Annotated in this window: 23 protein-coding genes and 1 tRNA gene; 6 read left to right on the top strand and 18 right to left on the bottom strand. The window is 65.9% G+C overall.

What is annotated here, in order from left to right:
- Positions 1–23: 23 nt before the first annotated feature.
- Both EV560_RS15255 and dusB read right to left on the bottom strand, forming a co-directional pair.
- On the bottom strand, positions 24–1,166 hold the full coding sequence (locus EV560_RS15255; protein ID WP_465247009.1) for a two-component system sensor histidine kinase NtrB: 1,143 nt from the start codon (positions 1,164–1,166) through the stop codon (positions 24–26).
- 16 nt (positions 1,167–1,182) lie between these two features.
- The gene (gene dusB, locus EV560_RS15250; RefSeq protein WP_131856617.1) at positions 1,183–2,205 is read right to left on the bottom strand and encodes a tRNA dihydrouridine synthase DusB; all 1,023 of its coding nucleotides are present in this window, start codon (positions 2,203–2,205) and stop codon (positions 1,183–1,185) included.
- 219 nt (positions 2,206–2,424) lie between these two features.
- On the opposite strand from dusB, the gene EV560_RS15245 reads away from it, so the two are divergent.
- Together EV560_RS15245 and EV560_RS15240 are read left to right on the top strand one after the other, a co-directional pair.
- A complete protein-coding gene (locus EV560_RS15245) occupies positions 2,425–3,630 on the top strand; it encodes a bifunctional 2-C-methyl-D-erythritol 4-phosphate cytidylyltransferase/2-C-methyl-D-erythritol 2,4-cyclodiphosphate synthase (RefSeq protein WP_207908034.1) in 1,206 nt (401 codons plus the stop codon).
- 4 nt (positions 3,631–3,634) lie between these two features.
- Complete coding sequence (locus tag EV560_RS15240) at positions 3,635–4,141, top strand: CinA family protein (protein ID WP_131856615.1); 507 nt, start codon at positions 3,635–3,637, stop codon at positions 4,139–4,141.
- 35 nt (positions 4,142–4,176) lie between these two features.
- On the opposite strand, the gene EV560_RS15235 is transcribed toward EV560_RS15240, so the two are convergent.
- The 12 genes from EV560_RS15235 to EV560_RS15180 form a co-directional block, all read right to left on the bottom strand.
- Complete coding sequence (locus tag EV560_RS15235) at positions 4,177–4,656, bottom strand: type II toxin-antitoxin system RatA family toxin (protein ID WP_131856614.1); 480 nt, start codon at positions 4,654–4,656, stop codon at positions 4,177–4,179.
- Between the two features lie 17 nt (positions 4,657–4,673).
- Positions 4,674–5,678 (bottom strand): lipoyl synthase, encoded by a 1,005-nt coding sequence (gene lipA / locus EV560_RS15230; protein ID WP_131856613.1) that lies wholly within the window; start codon positions 5,676–5,678, stop codon positions 4,674–4,676.
- Positions 5,679–5,771: 93 nt separating this feature from the next.
- Positions 5,772–6,056 (bottom strand): GlsB/YeaQ/YmgE family stress response membrane protein, encoded by a 285-nt coding sequence (locus EV560_RS15225; protein WP_131856612.1) that lies wholly within the window; start codon positions 6,054–6,056, stop codon positions 5,772–5,774.
- 47 nt (positions 6,057–6,103) lie between these two features.
- Positions 6,104–6,442, bottom strand: coding sequence for a GlsB/YeaQ/YmgE family stress response membrane protein (locus EV560_RS15220; RefSeq protein WP_248312052.1), 339 nt, complete (start codon positions 6,440–6,442; stop codon positions 6,104–6,106).
- Positions 6,443–6,490: 48 nt separating this feature from the next.
- Complete coding sequence (locus EV560_RS15215) at positions 6,491–6,739, bottom strand: GlsB/YeaQ/YmgE family stress response membrane protein (protein ID WP_131856611.1); 249 nt, start codon at positions 6,737–6,739, stop codon at positions 6,491–6,493.
- Between the two features lie 75 nt (positions 6,740–6,814).
- Positions 6,815–8,254 (bottom strand): dihydrolipoyl dehydrogenase, encoded by a 1,440-nt coding sequence (lpdA, locus tag EV560_RS15210; protein ID WP_131856610.1) that lies wholly within the window; start codon positions 8,252–8,254, stop codon positions 6,815–6,817.
- A gap of 78 nt (positions 8,255–8,332) precedes the next feature.
- Positions 8,333–9,025, bottom strand: a complete 693-nt coding sequence (locus tag EV560_RS15205) for an SGNH/GDSL hydrolase family protein (RefSeq protein ID WP_131856609.1) — start codon at positions 9,023–9,025, stop codon at positions 8,333–8,335.
- Positions 9,026–9,032: 7 nt separating this feature from the next.
- Positions 9,033–10,385 carry a pyruvate dehydrogenase complex dihydrolipoamide acetyltransferase gene (locus tag EV560_RS15200; protein ID WP_131856608.1) on the bottom strand — a complete coding sequence of 451 codons (1,353 nt, stop codon included), beginning with the start codon at positions 10,383–10,385 and terminating at the stop codon, positions 9,033–9,035.
- A gap of 12 nt (positions 10,386–10,397) precedes the next feature.
- On the bottom strand, positions 10,398–11,834 hold the full coding sequence (locus EV560_RS15195) for a pyruvate dehydrogenase complex E1 component subunit beta (RefSeq protein WP_131856607.1): 1,437 nt from the start codon (positions 11,832–11,834) through the stop codon (positions 10,398–10,400).
- Positions 11,835–11,913: 79 nt separating this feature from the next.
- The gene (pdhA, locus tag EV560_RS15190) at positions 11,914–12,894 is read right to left on the bottom strand and encodes a pyruvate dehydrogenase (acetyl-transferring) E1 component subunit alpha (protein ID WP_248312073.1); all 981 of its coding nucleotides are present in this window, start codon (positions 12,892–12,894) and stop codon (positions 11,914–11,916) included.
- Positions 12,895–13,637: 743 nt separating this feature from the next.
- Complete coding sequence (locus EV560_RS15185; RefSeq protein WP_131856606.1) at positions 13,638–13,949, bottom strand: FtsB family cell division protein; 312 nt, start codon at positions 13,947–13,949, stop codon at positions 13,638–13,640.
- Positions 13,950–13,983: 34 nt separating this feature from the next.
- Positions 13,984–15,057, bottom strand: coding sequence for a hypothetical protein (locus EV560_RS15180; RefSeq protein ID WP_131856605.1), 1,074 nt, complete (start codon positions 15,055–15,057; stop codon positions 13,984–13,986).
- Positions 15,058–15,291: 234 nt separating this feature from the next.
- On the opposite strand from EV560_RS15180, the gene EV560_RS15175 reads away from it, so the two are divergent.
- Positions 15,292–15,366, top strand: a tRNA-Lys gene (locus EV560_RS15175).
- Positions 15,367–15,454: 88 nt separating this feature from the next.
- On the opposite strand, the gene EV560_RS35780 is transcribed toward EV560_RS15175, so the two are convergent.
- Both EV560_RS35780 and EV560_RS15170 read right to left on the bottom strand, forming a co-directional pair.
- Entirely contained in the window at positions 15,455–15,628 is a 174-nt protein-coding gene (locus tag EV560_RS35780) for a hypothetical protein (protein WP_165923477.1), read from the bottom strand.
- A 115-nt stretch (positions 15,629–15,743) separates the two neighbouring features.
- A complete protein-coding gene (locus EV560_RS15170) occupies positions 15,744–15,968 on the bottom strand; it encodes a hypothetical protein (RefSeq protein ID WP_131856604.1) in 225 nt (74 codons plus the stop codon).
- Positions 15,969–16,186: 218 nt separating this feature from the next.
- Between EV560_RS15170 and EV560_RS15165 the strand changes: the two genes are divergently transcribed.
- On the top strand, positions 16,187–16,735 hold the full coding sequence (locus tag EV560_RS15165; RefSeq protein ID WP_165923476.1) for a PRC-barrel domain-containing protein: 549 nt from the start codon (positions 16,187–16,189) through the stop codon (positions 16,733–16,735).
- Positions 16,736–16,793: 58 nt separating this feature from the next.
- Here the strand turns inward: EV560_RS15165 and EV560_RS15160 are convergent, their stop codons facing one another.
- Positions 16,794–18,305 (bottom strand): NAD(P)H-hydrate dehydratase, encoded by a 1,512-nt coding sequence (locus EV560_RS15160; RefSeq protein ID WP_131856780.1) that lies wholly within the window; start codon positions 18,303–18,305, stop codon positions 16,794–16,796.
- A gap of 347 nt (positions 18,306–18,652) precedes the next feature.
- Here EV560_RS15160 and EV560_RS15155 point away from each other — a divergent pair, with 347 nt between their 5' ends.
- Together EV560_RS15155 and glnA are read left to right on the top strand one after the other, a co-directional pair.
- Positions 18,653–18,991: a P-II family nitrogen regulator gene (locus EV560_RS15155; RefSeq protein WP_043236635.1), complete on the top strand. Its 339-nt coding sequence runs from the start codon at positions 18,653–18,655 to the stop codon at positions 18,989–18,991.
- 97 nt (positions 18,992–19,088) lie between these two features.
- On the top strand, positions 19,089–20,498 hold the full coding sequence (gene glnA, locus EV560_RS15150) for a type I glutamate--ammonia ligase (protein ID WP_131856602.1): 1,410 nt from the start codon (positions 19,089–19,091) through the stop codon (positions 20,496–20,498).
- Positions 20,499–20,752: 254 nt separating this feature from the next.
- On the opposite strand, the gene EV560_RS15145 is transcribed toward glnA, so the two are convergent.
- The gene (locus tag EV560_RS15145; protein WP_131856601.1) at positions 20,753–21,688 is read right to left on the bottom strand and encodes an FkbM family methyltransferase; all 936 of its coding nucleotides are present in this window, start codon (positions 21,686–21,688) and stop codon (positions 20,753–20,755) included.
- Positions 21,689–21,782: the final 94 nt, after the last annotated feature.

Raw genomic sequence — 21,782 nt, 5'->3', positions numbered from 1 at the left:
AGTCCTGTCCTAGGCCTTCGGTTTCACCCGGTCCGACCGGACCGCGCTTCATGCAGGGGCAGAAGAATCCGGAAAGTCGTGCGCCTGGGCACCGACTCGCATTCGACGATTCCGCCATGGTCGCCGATCACCTTGGCAACGAGTGCAAGTCCAAGGCCACTGCCCTGTGCCTTGGTCGTGACGAAGGGATCGAACAGGTGCGAAAGGATGTCCGCGGGCACGCCCGGACCGTTGTCGCGGATACCGATCTCGAGCGGCAGCGCGATCCGGCTCGACGAGCCGGCGAGCTGCATGCGGATGCCCGGGCGATAGGCCGTCGTCAGCGTGATCTCGCCATCGATCGCATGTTCGCCAATGGCTTCGGCCGCGTTCTTCACCAGGTTGAGCAGCACCTGCACCAACTGGTCGCGGTTGCCGGCGGCGGGCGGCAGCGACGGATCATAGACCTCGTTGAAGCGGATATGGCGGGCGAAGCCGGACTGCGCCAGCCGCTTCACATGGTCGAGCACGTCATGGACATTGACCGGCCCGCGCTCGCTCGGGCGCTCGTCGCCGAAGAGCTCGACCCGCTCGACCAGTTTCACGATCCGGTCCGCCTCGTCGCAGATCAGCTGGGTCAGCAGCCGGTCGCTATCGTTGACCGAAGCCTCCAGCAGTTGCGCCGCGCCGCGAATGCCGGAGAGCGGGTTCTTGATCTCATGCGCCAGCATCGCACCGAGAGCGGTGATCGAGCGGGCTGCTCCGCGATGGGTCAATTGCCTGTCCATTTTTTCGGCAATTGTCCGTTCTTGCAGCAAAAGCACCACCGCCTCGCCCTGATTGGGCAAGGGAGAGGCAAATACATCGACGATGCGCTCGCTGCCGAGCCGCGGCGAGCCGAGGTCGAGCCGGTACTCGCTGACGCTGGCGCCGCGGCGCTGGACCTCCTCGACCAGGCCGAGGACAGGCGAGCCGAAGGCGATGAGATCGTCCAGGCGCTGGCGCTTCAGCACCACCGCACTCGACTGGAAGAAGTCCTCGGCGGCCGTGTTGGCATAGAGCACGCTATGCCCATCGCCGACGACCAGGACCGGCATGGGCAGAACCTGCAGGGCCTGCAATTCGATGGGATCGAGCACCAGCCCTCCCCGCGCCTCGTCGGCACTGTCGATGAACGCCATCGTCATACGCAACATTCCTCGTTCAGGCTGCCTCGCGGCTGCTTTCGTTGGAAAACAAGCTCGCAAGCGCATTGAGCGCCTGGCCTGGATCGTCGGTGGTCAGCAGCAGTCGGCGCACGGCCGCATCCGGCTCGCAGCCGCTGGCGACCGCCTCGTCGGCATAGGCGGCAAGATGCTTGCGGGCATGGCGCACGCCCTGCTCCCGCCCCATCAGGCTGAGCAGGCCCTCGTAATGCTCCTGCGCCACGGCGAGCTTCTCATCGGCGCCGAGCTCGATCTCGTCGCGACCATCGAGGGCCGCTCCGATCGCACCGACGAGCCAGGGTCGGCCGAGGGCCGCCCGTCCGACCATGACGAGATCGGCGCCCGAATGCGCCAGGCAGGCCTGCGCATCCTCGAGCGTATGGATGTCGCCATTGGCAACGAGCGGGAAATTGCCGGCATCGCGCACGGCGCGGATCGCCACCCAGTCGGCGCTGCCCTTGTAGAATTGCTGGCGGGTGCGGCCATGGACCGTGATCATCGCCGCACCGGCATCGACCGCGCGTCGCGCCAGCTCCGGCGCGTTGCGCGAGGCATCGTCCCACCCCAGCCGCATCTTGACCGTCACCGGCACGTCGACCGCGGCGACCGCCGCCTCGACCAGCGTCAGCGCATGATCGAGATCGCGCATCAGGGCCGAGCCTGCCCAGCCGCCGGTCACCCGCTTGGCCGGGCAGCCCATGTTGATATCGACGATCTGCGCGCCGGTTGCTTCCGCCAGCCGCGCCGCCTCGCCGAGCCAATGCGGATCGCAGCCGGCGAGCTGGACGACATGCGGGAAAACGCCCGTGCCCTCGGCCCGCAACCGTGCTTCCTCGCTGCCGCGCACGAACTCGTCGGAGGCGACCATTTCCGAAACGACGAGGCCGGCGCCATAGCGCGCCGCGATCCGGCGCATCACGACATCGGTGACGCCGGACATCGGAGCCAGGAAGGCGCGGGAGGCCACGGCAACCTTGGCGATCGCCGGGGCACCTTCGCCCGAATATGAGGCAGTTTCCATTATGATGATTTATTAGACATTGCTGCATTCGCGCAAGGGGCACGGGCTCATGTTGCACCGCATCAACGTCGCACCCCCACCGCACCGCATACCGTATGCAGACTCACCCGCTTTCCTTGGGTCACCCCTGGGAACTGCGAGGGATGGCATCGTCCGAAAACGGCTTCGCACTTTCCGGCGTGATGCTCTATCACCAACCCCTTGCTGGAACCTGCTGCCGTGCCGCCCGAAGCCAAAACACAAACCCTCCCGGTCGCCGCGCTGATCGTCGCCGCTGGGCGCGGCTTGCGTGCCGGCGGTGAAACGCCGAAACAATATCGCGAACTCGCCGGCCGCCCGGTTCTGCGGCATGCACTTGCCCCTTTTCTGGCTGAGGCAGCGGTTGGCAGCATCATCACGGTGATCGGCCCGGGCGATGACGAGCGCTATGCTCAAAGCGTGGGCGGCCTCTCGGCGACGAAACTGATGATGCCCGTCATTGGCGGTGAGACGCGCCAGGATTCGGTCAGACGGGGGCTCCAGGCGCTCGCGGCCGAGGATTTTGACGGAATCGTCCTGATTCATGATGCAGCCCGCCCTTTCGTCTCGGCCGACCTGATCGGCCGAGCGCTTGCGGCCGCACATAGCGGCCTGGCCGCAATCCCGACGCTGGCCGTCACCGACACGATCAAGCGCATCGATGGCGAAGGCTGCGTGGTCGAGACACCGCCCCGCGACCAACTCGTCAGCGTGCAGACGCCGCAGGCCTTTCATTTCCAGCCGTTGCTCGCAGCGCATGAGGCTGCGGCCGCCTCCGGCCTGGCCGGCTTCACCGACGATGCCGCGCTGATGGAATGGGCTGGCCATCCCGTTGCGACCTTCCCTGGAGACGCCCGGAACGTGAAGCTGACCCATCCGCAGGATTTCATGACCGCGGCAGCGCGTCTCGAGGGGCAACTCACCACACGCGTCGGCACGGGCTATGACGTCCACGCCTTCACCGAGGGCGACCATGTCTGGCTCGGCGGCGTCCGCATTCGGCATTCGCAGGGCGTCAAGGCGCATTCGGACGGCGACGTCGCGCTGCATGCACTGACCGACGCGCTGCTCGGAACCCTGGCCGAGGGCGATATCGGCACGCATTTCCCGCCGAGCGATGCGCAATGGCGCGGCGCCTCCTCCGATCGTTTCCTGGCCTTCGCCGCTGGGCGCATCGCCGCTCGTGGCGGCCGTATCGACCATCTCGATCTGACCATCGTCTGTGAGGCGCCCAAGGTCGGCCCGCATCGCGACGCGATCCGCGCCCGCATTGCGGAGATCGCCGGCATCGGCCTCGACCGGGTCGCGATCAAGGCGACGACCTCCGAGCGCATGGGCTTTACGGGGCGCGGCGAAGGCCTCGCTGCGCTCGCCACCGCGACCGTCCGCTTGCCTGAGCAGGAGTGAAGCGATGTTCGATCCCGCGATTACCGCGCTGACCATCGAAGTCCTGGCGCTCTGCCGTGAGCGCAAGCTCACCGTCGCGACGGTTGAATCCTGCACGGGCGGCCTCGTCGCCGGCGCGCTGACGACGATCCCCGGCTCCTCAGACGTCGTCAATGGCGGGCTGGTGACCTATTCCAACGCCGCCAAGACGGCACTGGCCGGCGTCGATGCCGGGCTGATCGAGGCTCATGGCGCCGTCAGCGAGCCCGTCGCGCGAGCGATGGCCGAAGGCGGACGGACGCGGCTTGCTGCCGATATCGCCGTCGCGATCACCGGCGTTGCCGGCCCTGGCGGCGGCTCCGAGGCCAAACCCGTTGGCCTCGTGCATTTCGGCTGCGCCACGGCAGCGGGCACAGTTCACCGTCAAAAGCGCTTCGGCGCCCTGTCACGAGACGAGATCCGCCGCCTCTCGGTGGTCGAGGCGCTCGATCTCCTCAAGCATGCGGCGATCGGCAATCAGTCGGACGCCTGAGCCGCTCGCCCGCGACTCGGCAGCAAGATGGCGTCTCAGCCGGTAATGGCCGCCGCAGCACCGCCGCGGCCATAGACGACATCTGCGCGGCGCTCGAAGGCCTCAGCGAATTTACGAAAGGCCTTGTCGAACATCGCGCCCATCAGCAGGCCGAGCATGCGGCTGGCGAATTCGTAGGAGATGAAGAAGCCGACCTCGCAGCCGCCGCCATCGAGCGGCTTGAAGCTCCAGCGGTTCTCGAGGTGCCGGAACGGCCCGTCGACATATTCGACCAGGATCTTGAGATTGGCCGGATCGAGCGTGACCCGGCTGGTGAAGGTCTCGCGGATCGCCTTGTAGCCGACGGTCATGTCGGCGATCAGCACCTCGCCGCCGTCCTCGCGCGGCGTGCGCCGGCGCACCTTGAGCCCCTCGCAGAGCGGCAGGAATTGCGGATATTGCTCGACATCCGCCACGAGCTCGTACATCCGCTCGGGCGAATGCTTGACGCGGCGGCTGGTGTTGAACATCGGCATGAGCAGCGCTTACCGCCTCACTTGCCGAGCTTGGCGGCGCGGGCGTCGCGCAGCCGGGCGAAGTCCTCGCCGGCATGATGCGAGGAGCGGGTCAGTGGCGTCGAGGACACCATCAGGAAGCCCTTCACATAGGCGATCGCCTCGAAGCTCTTGAACTCCTCCGGCGTGACGAAGCGGATCACCGCATGGTGCTTGCGCGAGGGCGCGAGATACTGGCCGATGGTGATGAAATCGACATCGGCCGAGCGCAGGTCATCCATCAGCTGGAGCACCTCGTTCCGCTCCTCGCCAAGGCCGACCATGATGCCGGATTTGGTGAAGATGGTCGGGTCGAGCTCCTTCACGCGCTGCAGCAGCCTGAGCGAGTGGAAATAGCGCGCGCCGGGCCGCACGGTCAGGTACTTGCCCGGCACCGTCTCGAGATTGTGGTTGAACACGTCGGGCTTCGCCGCCACGACCACTTCGAGCGCCCCCGGCTTGCGCAGGAAATCAGGGGTGAGGATCTCGATCGTCGTACCGGGCGAGGCCTTGCGAATGGCCCGGATGACGCGGGCGAAATGCTCGGCGCCGCCATCGGCGAGATCGTCGCGATCGACCGAGGTGATCACGACATGCTCGAGGCCGAGCTTGGCGACGGCCTCCGCGACCTTGCGCGGCTCTTCATGGTCGAGCGGCTCGGGCACGCCGGTCTTGACGTTGCAGAAAGCGCAGGCCCTCGTGCAGGTGTCGCCCATGATCATGAAGGTGGCGTGCTTCTTCTCCCAGCACTCGCCGATATTGGGGCAGCCCGCCTCCTCGCAGACCGTGACGAGCTTGTTCTCCTTCACGATCTGGCGCGTCTCGGCCCATTTCGGCGAGCCGGGCGCCTTGACCCTGATCCAGTCCGGCTTGCGCAGGACCGGGTTCTCCGGCCGCTTCTGCTTTTCGGGATGTCGCAGCTCCGTCACCGGCTTCGTCTCCGCCTTGGGATTGCCGGCATTCGGCCGCGGATCGCGGTTCAGGAGATCGAGAACAAGGGCCATCACATCTTCCTAAGCGCCGCCTCCAATCCGGAAGGCGGCTATTCTTCTAGCTAATCCGCATTGTGCATTGCGGCAACCTGACCGGTCGTCGCGTCAGGCCTTCGGCTTGCGCATCGCGTTCCAGATCGTGATCACCACGACTGCTCCGATCACGGCCGCGACCAAGGTGCGGAAGAAACCGAAGATCGGGATATCGACGAGTTGCGCCAGCTGGCTGCCGACGAAGGAGCCGGCAACACCGACCAGCATGTTGGTGAAGAGACCGTGGTCCGAGGAGGTCAGCCGCTCCGCGATCCAGCCTGCCAGCATGCCGATCAACAGCGTCATGAAGAAGCCGTAGCCCGGCGTGCCGAGTGCGGCATAGATGGGGCTATCCATGGATCGTGGTCCTTTCGCCAGCCGTCTCTATTCGTCAGAACACCTTATCACGCGATGAACCGCGCCAGCAGCACGACCAGGATCGCGCCGAGCACCGCCATTGCGGCCTCGTCGAGCAGGGCGTGCCCCGTCCGGACCCGCCAGCCGGTCAGGCGCACCAGCCCCTGCCCGACCAGCATGCCGAGAATGCCGACCACCGCGTGACGCAGCAGGCCGCCGCCTCCGACGACGAGGCTGGCGACGAAGCCCGTCACGGTGCCGAGCAGGACGGTCGGCGCCAGAACACGCCAATCCAGGACCAGCCCGCGCCCCGGCGGCAGAATCTCGACCTTGTCGTCGGCGATGACGCGGTCGGGCCCGCGGGGCTTTCGTGCTTTCGGGCTCATGGGCGGGATATGCCCATTGGCGTCACGGATTTCCAGCGCGGCGACGGCTTACGCAATCAGCCGTGCCAGCAGCACCACCACAATCGCGCCGATCGTCGCCGTGACGATCTGCGAGACCAGCGGGTTGCCGATGCCGAGATTGATGCCCGTCGCCGAGAGCAGGAAGCTGCCGACGAAAGCGCCGATCAGGCCGGTGATGATGTAGCGGACCAGGCCGCCGCCACCGACGACGATGCTGGCAAGCCAGCCCGCAACGAGACCGATGAGTATGGCGACGATGACCGAACGCATATCCATGGCGGTTCTCCAGCCCCAGTCAGACCATCAGGATGCAAGCGCAATGCGACGTCAAGGCAACGCCTTGCCCGCATCTCAGGCGTTCAACACCCGGCCATAGGCGTCGAGCACGCTTTCCTTCATCGTTTCCGACAGGGTCGGGTGCGGGAAGATCGTGTGCATCAGCTCTTCCTCGGTCGTCTCCAGGTTCATGGCGACGACGAAGCCCTGGATCAGCTCGGTGACTTCGGCGCCGACCATATGGGCGCCGAGCAGCTTCCCGGTCTTGGCGTCGAAGATCGTCTTGACCATGCCGCTATCCTCGCCGAGCGCCACGGCCTTGCCGTTGGCGACGAAGTTGAAGCGGCCGACCTTGAGCTCGTAGCCTGCCGCCTTGGCCTTGGCCTCGGTCAGGCCGACGCTGGCGATCTGCGGCTGGCAATAGGTGCAGCCCGGGATCATCAGCTTGTCCATCGGGTGGGGATGCAGGCCCTTGATCGCCTCGACGCAGATGACCGCTTCATGCTCGGCCTTGTGGGCCAGCATCGGCGGGCCGGCGACGTCGCCGATCGCGTAGATGCCCTTCACATTGGTGCGGCAATACTCGTCGATGGCGATGAAGCCGCGATCGGTCTTCACGCCGAGCGCCTCGAGCCCGATATTCTCGACATTGGCGACGACGCCGACGGCCGAGATCATCCGGTCGGCGGTGATCGTCTGCTTGCCGCCCTTCTCGTCCTCGATATGGGCGGTGATGGAATCCGTTGATTTCTCGACTTTGGTCACCTTGGCGCTGGTGATGATCTTCATCCCCTGCTTCTCGAAGGCCTTGCGAGCAAATGCGCCGATCTCGGCATCTTCGACCGGCACGACCTGCGGCAGCACCTCGACCACGGTGACCTCGACGCCCATCGTCCGGTAGAACGATGCGAACTCGATGCCGATGGCGCCGGAGCCCATCACCAGCAGCGATTTCGGCATCTTCTGCGGCACCATCGCCTCGAAATAGGTCCAGATCAGCTTGCCGTCCGGCTCCAGCCCCGGCAGCGCGCGCGGCCGGGCGCCGGTCGCGACGATGATATGGTCGGCGGTATAGGTGCCCTCGCCCTTGGCATTCTTCGGCACCGGGCCTTGCGGCTGCATCGCCGGCTTCTTGGTCGGCGCCACCGCGATCGTGCCGGGCTTGGTCAGCTTGGCCTCGCCCCAGATCACGTCGACCTTGTTCTTCTTCATCAGGAACTGGACGCCGTTGTTCATCCGCACGGCGATGCCGCGCGAGCGCTTCACGATCGCCTCGAGATCGGCCTTGAACGTGCCTTCGAGCACGAGCCCGTAATCCTTGGCGTGCTCGCCGTAATGCATGATCTCGGCCGTGCGCAGCAGCGCCTTGGTCGGAATGCAGCCCCAGTTCGAGCAGATGCCGGCAAGGTGCTCGCGCTCGACGATCGCGGTCCTGAAGCCGAGCTGCGCCGCGCGGATCGCGGCGACATAGCCGCCGGGGCCGGAGCCGATGATGATGACGTCGTAATCAGCCATGGAAGACACCTCGGCTCTTTCCTCCCTCTTGGGGGGAGGCATTGAGGTTAAGGGGGCGAGCCCCTGTCGAAATCGGGTTCATGGGCCCGTGATCCGCAGCGCCGGCCCGCGAGCCGGCAGCGGCAGGCCAAGCAGGCCGTCGACGACGGGCGCCAGGGCCAGCCCGATCGCCCGGGTATTCTCGGCATCGAGATGGACGCCGTCCGCTCCGGACACCGTGGCGACCGCCGCGGCGTCGAAGAAGCTGGCGCCGATCTCGTCGGCGATGCGGCGATAATAGCCCGCCAGCTGCGCCATCTTCTCGGGCGCCCCTTCCATGATCAGGGTCGCCTCATGCTCGGGATCATCCGGCATACGCACGACGGGCGGCGCGACGATCAGCACCTCCGGCACCGGCATGCCCGCCTCGACCGGCGGACGCTGTGCCACCTGCGCCAGCGCCCGCATCGAACGGGCGACGTCGTAGGGCGACTGCGAATGGATGCGCTGGCAATCATTGGTGCCGAGCATCAGGATGACGAGATCGAGCGGTGCATGGCACTCGATGAACAGCGGCAGCAGCGAGATGCCGGAGCGATAGGGCCGCAGCGGATCATCGAGGGCGATCCGCCGTCCGTTCAGCCCTTCCTCGATCACATCAGCATAGCCGCCGAGCGCCTTTTCCAGCACACGCGGCCAGCGCACCTCGTCACCATGCCGCTCCGGCCGGTTGGCGATGCGCCCCCAGGTCAGGGAATCGCCGAAGGCAAGGATGCGGGCCGGGCGGATCATCGCCGCCTCAGACCAGCATCGCCATCGGCTTCTCGATATAGCCCTTGAAGGCCTGCATCAGCTCGGCGCCGAGTGCGCCGTCGACGGCGCGGTGATCGGCCGAGAGCGTCACCGACATCACGGTTGCGATCGCCAGCGCGCCATTCTTGACGACTGCGCGCTGCTCGCCGGCGCTGACCGCGATGATGGTCGAGTGCGGCGGGTTGATCACGGCGGTGAACTCCTTGACGCCGTACATGCCGAGATTGCTGACCGCCGTCGTGCCGCCCTGATACTCCTCGGGCTTCAGCTTGCGGTTCTTGGCCCGCCCCGCCAGGTCCTTGGTCTCGTTCGAGATCTGGCTCAGCGTCTTGCGGGCGGCGTCGCGGATGATCGGCGTGATCAGGCCGTTCGGGATCGCCACGGCGACGCCGACATCGACCTGCTTGTGCCGGAGCATGACGGCTTCGGTCCAGCTCACATTCGCTTCCGGCTTGTCGCGCAGCGCCAGCGCCAGCGCCTTGATCACCATGTCGTTGACCGAGAGCTTATAGGCCGGCTTGCCGTCCTTCTCGGGCGCGGCGGCGTTGAGCTCGGCCCTGAGCTTCAGCAGCGCGTCGAGTTCGCAATCCACGGTCAGGTAGAAATGCGGGATCGTCTGCTTGGCTTCGGTCAGGCGGCGCGCGATCGTCTTGCGCATGCCGTCATGCGGGATCTCCTCATAGGAGCCCGGCTCGAACAGCTTCTTGGTCGCCTCGTCGGACGGCCCGGCGGCAAGCGGCGCGGCAGCCGCCTTCGGCGCGGCAGGCGCAGCGGCCGGAGCCGCCTTGGCGGCACCGCCCTGCTTGGCCGCCTCGATATCGCGCTCGACGATGCGGCCATGCGGGCCGGAACCCTGGACCTTCGAGAGATCGAGCCCGGCATCCTTGGCAAGGCGGCGCGCCAATGGCGAGGCAAAGGGGCGATCGCCGGAGACCGACTGGCCACCGGTATTCAGCCCGGCCGCAGCGGTGGGAGCCGGCTGGCTCACCGGAGCGGCAGGCGCTGCCGGAGCCTCGGCCTTGGCGGGCTCGGCCTTGGGAGCCTCAGCCTTGGGCGCGGCGCCGGCGGCCGGAGCGGAGATGCTCTTGGCATCCTCGCCCTCACCCGCGATCACGGCGATGACCTCGTTGACCGCGACATCGGCCGTCCCTTCCGGCACGACGATCTTGGCCAGGATGCCCTCGTCGACCGCCTCGACCTCCATGGTCGCCTTGTCGGTCTCGATCTCGGCGATCACGTCGCCGGACTTGATGGCGTCGCCTTCCTTCTTCAGCCACTTGGCGAGATTGCCCTTCTCCATCGTCGGAGAGAGCGCGGGCATCAGGATATTGGTCGGCATGGCGCGCGCTCCTCAGCGATAGCAGACGGCCTTGGCGGCCGCGACGACCTCGCCGATATTCGGCAGGGCGAGCTTCTCGAGATTGGCCGCGTAGGGCATCGGCACGTCCTTGCCGGTGACGCGGGCGACGGGGGCATCGAGATAGTCGAAGGCCGCTTCCATGATCCGCATGCCGATCTCGGCGGTGACGCCCGACTGGGGGAAGCCTTCCTCGACCGCGACGCAGCGATTGGTCTTCTGCACCGAGGCGATCACGGTCTCGATATCCATCGGCCGGATCGTGCGCAGGTCGATGACCTCGGCCTCGATGCCTTCCTTGGCCAGCGCCTCGGCGGCGCCGAGCGCATAGGTCATGCCGATGCCGAAGGAGACGATGGTGACGTCCGTGCCGGGACGGGCGACCCTGGCCTTGCCGATCGGGACCAGGAAGTCGTCGCCCCTGGGCACGTCGAAGGAGCGGCCGTAGAGGATCTCGTTCTCGAGGAAGATCACCGGGTTCGGATCGCGGATCGCGCTCTTGAGCAGGCCCTTCGCATCGGCGGCGGTATAGGGCATCACCACCTTGAGGCCGGGCACGTTCGAGTACCAGGCGGCGTAATCATGGCTGTGCTGGGCGGCGACGCGGGCGGCAGCGCCGTTCGGGCCGCGGAACACGATCGGGCAGCCCATCTGGCCGCCGGACATGTAGAGCGTCTTCGCGGCCGAGTTGATGATCTGGTCGATCGCCTGCATGGCGAAGTTGAAGGTCATGAACTCGACGATCGGCTTCAGGCCGGTCAAGGCCGCACCGACGCCGATACCGGCGAAGCCATGCTCGGTGATCGGCGTGTCGATGACGCGCTTGGGGCCGAACTCCTGCAGCAGGCCCTGCGTGACCTTGTAGGCGCCCTGGTATTCCGCGACCTCCTCGCCCATCACGAAGACGTCGCCGTCGCGGCGCATCTCCTCGGCCATGGCGTCGCGCAGCGCCTCGCGCATGGTCATATGGACGATCTCGGCGCCGGCCGGGAACTCGGAGGATGCGTCATAGGCCTTGGCCTGGGCCGGGACCGGCGGATGCGCGGCGGCCGATTCAGCCTTCGGTGCCTCGGCGGTCTTCGGAGCCTCGCCGGTCGCAGCAGGCGGAGCCGATTCAGCCGCCTGCGGCTGGCTGGCGGCCGGCTTCTCTGACTTGCCCGCTCCGCTCGCGGCGGTGCTGACATCCTCGCCATCGGCGGCGATCACCGCGATCGGCGTGTTGACCGCGACGTTTTCGGTGCCGTCGGCGATCAGGATCTTGGCGAGGATGCCTTCATCGACGGCCTCGACCTCCATGGTCGCCTTGTCGGTCTCGATCTCGGCGATGACGTCGCCGGCCTTGACCGCGTCGCCCTCCTTCTTGAGCCATTTGGCGAGCTTGCCCTCTTCCATCGTGGGCGAGAGCGCGGGCATCAGGATATCGATCGGCATGAATGCACCCGGGATTTGACTGGACTCGGGGATGGGGAGCGCCGGAAGCCGGCGAAGGCGTGTGAGGTCGGGCGGGCTCTCAGGCCCGCGCCTTCTCCAGCGTGATGTCGGTCCAGAGCTCGGAGACATCCGGCTCGGGGTCATGCGTGGCGAATTCGGCGGCATCGTTGACGATCTCTCGCACCTTGGCGTCGATCGCCTTGAGCTCGTCCTCGCCGATCTTGAAGTCGCGGGTCAGGCGGCCGCGCACCTGCTCGATCGGATCGTGCTCCTCGCGCATGCGCTGGACCTCGTCCTTGGAGCGGTACTTCGCCGGGTCGGACATCGAGTGGCCGCGATAGCGGTAGGTCTGCATTTCCAGGATATAGGGGCCCTTGCCGGAGCGGGCATGCTCGATCGCGCGCTCGGCCGCATCGCGAACCGCACGCACATCCATGCCGTCGACCTGCTCGCCCGGGATGCCGAAAGACAGGCCGCGCTTGGAGAAATCGGTCTGGGCCGAGGCGCGGTTCACGGCCGTGCCCATGGCATAGCGGTTGTTCTCGATGACGAAGACCACGGGCAGCTTCCAGAGCTGCGCCATGTTGAAACTCTCGTAGACCTGGCCCTGGTTGGCGGCGCCGTCGCCGAAATAGGTGAGCGAGACCGTGTTGTCGCCGCGATACCAGTTGGCGAAGCCGAGCCCCGTGCCGAGCGATACCTGCGCGCCGACGATGCCGTGGCCGCCGTAGAAGTGCTTCTCGCGGCTGAACATGTGCATCGAGCCGCCCTTGCCCTTCGACAAGCCACCGCGACGCCCGGTCAGTTCGGCCATCACGCCGCGCGATTCCATGCCACAGGCGAGCATATGGCCGTGGTCGCGATACCCGGTGATGACCTTGTCGCCCTCTTTCGAGGCCATCTGCATGCCGACGACGACCGCTTCCTGGCCGATATAGAGGTGGCAGAAGCCGCCGATCAGGCCCATGCCGTACATCTGGCCCGCCTTCTCCTCGAAGCGGCGGATCAGCAGCATCTCGTGATAGGCGTGAAGCTCCTCCTCCTTGGAGAAAGTCGGCATATTGCTCAAGGGCTTGTCGGCGCCGGACTTGGCGGAGTTGCTCTTGGCAGCTCCCTTCGCGGCCGTTTTCGGTTGAGCGGGAGCTTTCGTCTTGCGCGCGGCGATAGCCATCGGCGATCCTCCAAGATCATTCGCCTTTGGTTGTAGAGGATCGCCAAACCCTTGGCGAGGGCCGTATCTCGCAATGCAGCATAGAGTTATGTTGCTGAAATCGCTTGATTTTCGAGAATTAACTGAAATTCGGTTGATCGATGTATTCGGGACTATTTGCCGGCGTCGCGACGAGGCCCCTGGGGGGCCACGTCACGGCCGACATGGACCGCGGTTGGGACGCATATCTCCGGATTGTGCAAGGATCGCTTCGACCTTGATCAATCTCCTGACATCCGGAATGAATTCGTCAGGCCGGTGACGCCCTGTCCCGGCGCTTTGGCACGAGTCCTTCCGCCATGCCCTGCCGCATTCTCCTGACGATCATCCTCGCCCTCGCCTTGTCGGGTTGCGGCAGAGCCGGCTGTGGCTTTGGCGGAGGCGGCGGAAGCGGGCGCGGAGGGAGCGGGGCCGGCGGCTGCGGGATCGGGACTTCGTTCTAGAGCATTTCCGCGCTTCTCCGAATCGCGAAAATTCTCTACCCCTTTGTTTTAACGCATTTTCCTCACGCGAACCGGTGTCCACTTCGCTCGAAAATGCTTTAGCAGGGAGCTCCCGAGACGCGCTGCGCGTCCCGAGCATGATCTGGCGCATCAGCGCCCCATGATCACGACATCGTTCTTGTGCACGCGCCCGAGCACGGTGCGGGCCCGCTCTTCCAGCAGGTCGCGGTCGACAGCCTCGTCGCGCATCAGCGACAGGCGCTGTTCCCAGCCCTTGCGCTCGCTGACCAGCGCCGCAAGCTGCTCTTCCTCGGCCCTGAGCGCTTCCTGCACGTCGCTGCGCGCTTCCAGCCCGCGCGAACCATGCTGGGCGTGGAACATGAAATAGCCGACCGCCGCGCTCGACACGAGGTAGAGCAGGAGCGTGACGACAATGGATCTGACACCGCGGCGAACGACCATGTCGACAGGCTAGGCCGACGTGGTTTCTCCAAGGTTAACGAATTGGCTGCAGGACGCGGGCCGCGCCATCCGCCGTCGGCTCTCCGCCATGCGCCACCGCGATCAGATCGGCCTCGACCCGCCGCGCGATCGGCAGGCGGAAATGCAATGGATCCCAGTAGTTCGCATCGTCGCGCGTGATCGGCGAGGCATGGGCATAGTCGACGATCACCGCGCCGTGTCTGCCCGCGATCGTACCGAGCGCCGCCTTGCAGGCGGCATAGTGCTGCCAGCCGGCCGAGCCCTCGCGCGGCAAGCCGCCGAGATGGAGCGGCGGCAGCACGATCAGCTTTTGCGTCGAGGCCGGCAGCGCGGCGAACGCTGAGTCGAGCCAGTCAAGCGCCGGAAAACGCCAGGCTGCCCGTTCCTCGGCGCCGACCGCTATCGGCGGAACAATCGGTGAGAGCTCCGGCGCAACGCCACCAGTGTGCTGGAACAGGTGGAAACGTGCCCGGGCGAGGTCATACTGCTCCTCCGGCGGCGTGAAGACCTCGTAACCGTCACCGCGAATCCGTTCCGGCATGTATCCGAGCTTGTGCATGAACAACCGCGCCGCGATCTCGAGCGTCGTCAGGTTGATCAGTTCCGGCCAGTCGTTCCAACGCTTGTCGTCGTAGAGCCAGGGCGGGAATGGCCGCGGCGTCAGCCGTTTCTCCGGGGTGGTCGCATCGGCATCGCACCAGGTCTGGTCGATGCCCCAGAGGACCATCTTGGGTGCAACAGTCTTGCGCGTGAACAGCTCGACCATCTGGAGCTGCTCCCAGGGCGTCGCCGCGTTCATCGCGAGGTTGACGACATGTGCGCCGAGACCCTGCGAGAGGATCGCCGGGTCGAGCAGCCGCATGGTCGAGGTGCCGAAGACCGCAGCATCATATCGGCCGGAGCGAACGAGCTGCGGATACATGAAGCGCTGATTGAGGTCCATCAGCGGGCGTGCCGCCTGCCCGGGGCCGACCCGCGAGCCGAACGGATCGAGCATCGCGATGAAGCTGAACAGCAGCGCGACGAGCAGCAGCGCCGTGACGAGGAAACTCCTCGTCCAGCCTCGCCAATCCGGCGCCGGTTTCATGGAATCAACCAATGTGGAACATCTGTCCGGCAGGCGCGGCCTGGATCAGCGGCAGGTCGCCATGATCGCCACCGAGAAAGAACGGCGCGGCCGTTTCGTAGAAACCGGGCAAATCGAGCATACAGAACCTCACGCGCGCCTTCTGCCACCAAAGCCGCAGCGGAACAATCGTTCGCCGAAGAACGAACCATGTTGACCCGCGCGCGGGGCCTCCGTATGTCAGCGCGCAAGTGAGGGCGGGTAGCTCAGTGGTAGAGCACGTGACTTTTAATCATGTGGTCGAGGGTTCGATCCCCTCCCCGCTCACCAAGCCCCTCGGCGGATAGAGCGCAGCTCAGTTCAGGGCCGTGCGGCGCCACGTCCCTGAAGAAGCAGAGACGGCAGAGGCCTTGCAGGTTCAGCCCCGGTCATCGGCCTCGTCGTGCCTGAGCTCCCAGGCCAGCATCGCCTCGGCCAGCGCCTGCTGCTCCTTTTCCTCGGCGCTGCCTTCGGGCGGCCGACCGAGTTCCTTCACACGCAGCTGGGCGCGCTCGTAGTCATCCTCGGTGTGAATCACGATCGGTTCTTTCACCTGAAATCTCCCGCACCTGGCCCGGAGCGATATTGGGCTCACATCAACGGCCGGTGACTGCGCCCGTTCCATCAGAGGCGGAGCGCAATCGACACGGACTCAGCGCCAAACGGCGTCACCCGTCGTTGCTGGCATTGAGCTCGTCGGGCTCGAGTCCGTCCTCGTCGCCCTGTTCCGGGAGAAGGCCCTTGTCGACCGCCCAGCGCCGGATGATCCCGGCCAGCGCCTCCTCGCGAGATTGGCGCGACTGGCTTTCGCGCAGGTGACGGTCGACCGCCGCCAGTTCGTCTGCCGAGAGATGAAGGCTGATTTCGGTCTTCGGCGCAGCGCTCGCAGGCATGGCGTTCTCCTCATCGACTGGAACGCCTGGCGGCGACATCCGGTACCATCGAAACACGGGAAGGCCGGTTCGCTCAACCGGCGCATCACGCGCAAAGCGCGCTGTTTCCCGGCCAGATTGCTGCCCTTACGGAAAAGCAACAGCAGATAGGTGAACCAAATCCGCATTTCGACGTTCCTCCTACATGCCGCCCTGGGCGGCCTTTAATGGAGGAAACAATGTTGAAGCGTCATATTGCGCTGACGGCTGTCGGCGCCGCGTTTATCGCCGCGACGGCCGTTGCGCAGACCAGCGCACCTTCGCCGAGCCCGCCATCTGCCGCTCCTGCCGCTCCGCCGGCTGCCACCGAGAGCACGAAGCCGCCTGAGCAGAATCTGGCGGCGCCAGGCAAGTGGCGCGCCTCGAAGCTGATGGGCGTCGATATTTACGGCGCCGACGACAAGAAGGTCGGCGACGTGACCGAGGTCGTGTTCGACAAGGGCGGCAAGATCGAAACCGTGACGGTCGGCGTCGGCGGCTTCCTGGGCCTCGGCTCCAAGGATGTCGCGATCCCGTTCGAGCAGATCACCTGGAGCGACGAGCCGATGGTGCAGGCGGCGCCGGCTCCGGCCCCGTCGGGTGGTTCGGGCAGCATGTCCGCTTCGCCGACCCCGCCGTCCGGGGCATCTGCGCCGAAGGGTCCGACCATGTATCCGGATCACGGCAAGATCACCATGACCAAGGAGCAGCTCACCAGCGCTCCGGCCGTGACCTACGCCGCTCGCTAGAATGGCGCAAACTGGCCCGCTTCGTTGAAGCGGGCCGCTTTTTTGCCTGTGCAGACCCTCAGTCGCGCTTCGGTTGATGGCGAAGTTCGGCAGCCACTGACTTGATCGCCTCGGGCAGGTCATCCGCGATCAGCCCGGGGCCACAGGATTCGCCGGCCATGCCGTGCAGCCAGACGGCCGCCGCGGCAGCCTCGTAGGCAGGCATGCCTTGCGCCAGAAGCCCCGCGATGATGCCGCCGAGCACATCGCCCGAACCGGCGGTCGCCAGGGCCGAAGAGCCGGTGACATTGATCGCAGCCTCACCAGCCGGATCGGCGATCACCGTATCCGGCCCCTTGAGCACGATCACCGCCCCAGTATAGGCAGAAGCGCGTCGTGCCCGCTCCAGTTTGGACGTCGCCTGCGCGATCTCGGGCAAGCCCCCGAACAGTCGATGGAATTCGCCCTCATGCGGCGTCAGCACGCATAGCGCGCCGCGTTTCGCGATGGCTCGCTTCAGCGAGCCGGTCCGCGCCGCGAGCAGGCTCAATGCATCGGCATCGAACACGGCCGGCACCGGGCTGCGCAGCACAGCCATCACCTGCTGGCGCGCGGTCGCGTCGAGCCCGAGGGCCGGGCCGGCGAGTACAGCGGCAAGGCGCTTTTCCGCCAGCAGGGCATCGAGTTCGTCGGGTTCGGCCACGGCTCTCTGCATCAGCGCGTCCGGCCCACGCGCAGCATGTGCAGCGAGCGCTTCCGGCCGGCAGGCGACGGTCGCGAGCCCGGCGCCGATTCTGAGCGCCGCACGCGCGCTCAGGCGCGGCGCCCCCACGCCAGCAAGGCCTCCGGCCAGGACGAGCACGGCGCCGCGCTGATACTTGTGGGTCTCGACCCCATGGATCGGCCAAGCAGACCACCAAAGCCGCGGATCGTTGCGGAAAGACGCCGGGCTGAGGCCGCCCGGCCCGAACGCCGCCGCTTCGCTGATGCCAATATCAGCGAGCGTGGTCACGCCGCAAAGCGCCCGCCCCGGCTGAAGCAGATGACCTGGCTTCAGCCTGAAGAATGTGACGGTCTCGTCGGCCCTTACGACCGGTCCCTGCGCCTGCCCGGTCTCGCCCGAGAGCCCGCTCGGCACATCCACGGCGACGATTGCAGCGTCCGCGGTGTTCACGCGCTCAACCAGATCCGCCACCTCCCCGGAAAGTGGCCGGCTGAGCCCGGCACCGAACAGGGCATCGACGATGAGCGCCGCCTCCTCCGGTTTGGCGGCCGCGAGTGGCTCGACCGCGCCGGTCCAGCGCGCGGCCATGGCAGCGGCATCGCCCGCAAGCGCCGCCCGCTCGCCGGCGAGCGCCAGAGTCACGGCATAGCCACGCTCGCGCAGCAGCCGCGCCGCGACGAAGCCGTCTCCGCCATTATTGCCCGGCCCGCACAGCGCCAGGATGCGTTGCCCCGGCCGCACCCGGCGGCTGACCGAATCGGCTACGGCCTTGCCGGCTCGCTCCATCAGGACGAGTCCAGGCGTACCCGCCGCGATCGCGGCCTTGTCGGCCTGCGCCATCTCGCGAGGCGTCAGCAGCGCCAGCATGGTCTTGTCGGAAATGCTCACGCCCGCATCATCCGAAAGCAGCCCCTCGTGGGCAAGCCCGTCCCTTGTGACGGGGATTGTCTATTGAAGCGGCATCTGCATAAATTATAGGCGGAATTCCGCCTCATGAAGAGGCGGTTCGCGCCCTGCTCCCACATGGCGAGGCGCCCGGGCCGATGCTATGAGCAGGGCAGCAACGGCATCACCTGCCGCGACGCGCTGTCGAAATGGCTGCCGGGACCATCGGCCCGGACATTTCGGCATTGCATCGGCCGGGCTGACAGGCGATGTCGGGATGCGGGCTATCGTCCGCTCCTGAGTTGCGCATGAGGGAGGCCGGTCGGCGCATGAAGAAGATCGAAGCGATCATCAAGCCGTTCAAGCTGGACGAGGTGAAGGAGGCCCTCCAGGAGGTCGGCCTGCAAGGCATCACCGTGCTTGAGGCCAAGGGCTTCGGCCGCCAGAAGGGCCATACCGAGCTTTATCGCGGCGCGGAATATGTCGTCGACTTCCTCCCCAAGGTGAAGATCGAGATCGTCCTTGCCGACGAGATGGTGGAGAGCGCCATCGAAGCCATCAAGAAAGCAGCCCAGACCGGGCGCATCGGCGATGGCAAGATTTTTGTATCGACGGTGGAGGGGGCGATCCGCATCCGCACCGGAGAAACTGGCGCGGACGCAATCTGACGGGCTTCAATCCCGAACCCACGAGATCGGCTTACCGCCGGGTCGAAGACCCGCGGATCGATGGAATTGAGAAACTGCTTTCGAGAGGAATGCGAAGATGAAGAACGCCAAGGACGTCCTCAAGGCGATCAAGGACAACGACGTCAAGTATGTGGACTTCCGCTTCACCGACCCGCGCGGCAAGTGGCAGCATGTGACGTTCGACATCACCATGATCGACGAGGACATCTTCGCCGAAGGCACGATGTTCGACGGTTCCTCGATCGCCGGCTGGAAGGCGATCAACGAGTCCGACATGCTGCTGATGCCGGATCCGACGACCGCCGTCATCGACCCGTTCTTCTCCGCCTCGACCATGGTCATCACCTGCGACGTGCTCGAGCCGGCCACCGGCGAGCCCTATAACCGCGACCCGCGCGGCATCGCCAAGAAGGCCGAGGCCTATCTCAAGTCGACCGGCATCGGCGACACGATCTATGTCGGCCCCGAGGCTGAATTCTTCGTCTTCGACGACGTCAAAATCTCGGCCGATCCGTACAACACCGGCTTCAAGCTCGACAACATCGAGCTGCCGATCAACGGCATGACCGAATACGAAGGCGGCAATCTCGGCCACCGCATCGCCACCAAGGGCGGCTATTTCCCGGTCCCGCCGCAGGATTCGGCGCAGGACATGCGCGGCGAGATGCTGGCGGCCATGGCTGCCATGGGCGTCAAGGTCGAGAAGCATCACCACGAGGTCGCCTCGGCGCAGCACGAACTCGGCATGAAGTTCGACACGCTGACCCACATGGCCGACCAGATGCAGGTCTATAAGTACGCGATCCACAATGTCGCGCAGAGCTACGGCAAGACCGCGACCTTCATGCCGAAGCCGATCTATGGCGATAACGGCTCGGGCATGCACGTCCACCAGTCGATCTGGAAGGGTGGCAAGCCGATCATGGCCGGCAACAAGTACGCCGACCTGTCGCAGGAGTGCCTCTGGTACATCGGCGGCATCATCAAGCACGCCAAGGCCCTGAACGCCTTCACCAACCCGTCGACCAACTCCTATAAGCGCCTGGTCCCAGGCTATGAGGCCCCGGTCCTGCTCGCCTATTCGGCCCGCAACCGCTCGGCTTCCTGCCGTATCCCGTGGACGACCTCGCCGAAGGCCAAGCGCGTCGAGGTCCGCTTCCCCGATCCGATGGCGAACCCCTATCTCGCCTTCGCCGCCATGCTGATGGCCGGCCTCGACGGCATCGTGAACAAGATCGATCCCGGCCCGGCCATGGACAAGGATCTCTACGACCTGCCGCCGCGCGAGCTGAAGAAGATCCCGACCGTCTGCGGCTCGCTGCGCGAGGCGCTCGAGGCGCTCAAGAAGGACAACGCCTTCCTCAAGGCCGGTGGCGTCTTCAATGACGACTTCATCGAGAGCTATATCGAGCTCAAGATGCAGGATGTGGCGCGCTTCGAGATGACGCCGCACCCGGTCGAGTTCGCGATGTACTATTCCTACTGAGATTTGCGCGCCGGGCTCGGCCCGGCGCGTCGATCTTCCTCCCGATCGCGAATGGTTCGCGATCCACCTGAAACACCGGGGCGGAAACGCCCCGGTTTTTTGTGTGCGGCGCTTCCGGCGAGCCGCCCGGCTCAGAGACTGCGATGATGGCTTAAGGTGACGCTGCCGACCCTGGTGGCGAGATTGGTGCCGGATTTCGCAGTGCCGACGCGGTTATGGTCGTGCTGCCAAAGACCGGCTCGATGCCACAGGGGCTACGCGCTGCGCAGGAGCCTGAGCCAATCCGGCGAGGTCGTCGCCAGCACATTGTAGCCGCGCCGCCTGTTCGTCTTCATCGCGCTCATCGCGGCGAGCGGATCGGCGGCCTCCTTGAAGCGCTGGCCGTCATAGACGAAGACCGGCATGCCGAGCGCGCCCGATACGAACTTCGTATTGGCATGTGCCGTGTCGGAGCCCTGCTCCTCGTAGATCAGCAGCGTGTCGCGCCGCAGCATCTCGCTGGCGCCACGCAAGGCGGCCTCCTCGACGCCCTCGACATCGAGCTTCAGCACCAGGCTCTTTCGCTGGGAGAACCAGGGCAATCTCTCCAGCAGGCCGTCGAGCGAGACACAGGAGACGGTTTCAGCGCCCGGTCCCGCCTGGGCCGCGTCGACGATGGCGAGGCCCTCATGGGTCGGGCCTCCCAATGTCACGACGCCGCCATCGGCCTCGGCGACGGCAGCGTGCACGACCTCGAAGCGGTTCTGATTGACCGCCGCATTGGCCTTGAGCTCGGCGGCGTTGCGCCCGGAGGCTTCGATCGCGATGGCCGGATGTCCGCCGAGCGCCTGTCCGGAAACCAGGATCGACCAATAGCCGAAATTGGCGCCGCAATCGACGAAGCCGTAGTCCTGGCCGCGGATCAGGCGAAAGAGTGCCATCATCTCCGGCTCGTAGACCACGCCCGGCGCGAGCAGCCGGCTCCAATAGGCATCGCCGAATGGGAACCTGAAACGGCTGCCGCGATCGAGTTCCAGAACCACATGGCGCCCCGGCGCCGCCCGGCGAAGCAGCGAAGCGATGCGCCCATAGCCCTTGAAATGCGTCGGCTCGAGCAACTGCGATGACAGCTTCAAGCCCGATAGTGCCAAACGTTCGATGACCGAGACGTCACCGACGGATCGATCAGCGCGCAACACGATATCGGACATAGGCAGACCTCGAAGCAGCGCCGAACGTCGGCGCAGCGACGTTGGGGCATGCGGACCATAGGCGCAGTTGCGCGGCGGCTCCAATCATTGCGCC

Source organism: Allobosea sp. BK604, from assembly GCF_004341515.1.
GTDB lineage: Bacteria > Pseudomonadota > Alphaproteobacteria > Rhizobiales > Beijerinckiaceae > Allobosea.
The sequence above is the reverse complement of the archived record's forward strand: the minus strand, read 5'-3'. Positions and strand labels throughout refer to the sequence as shown.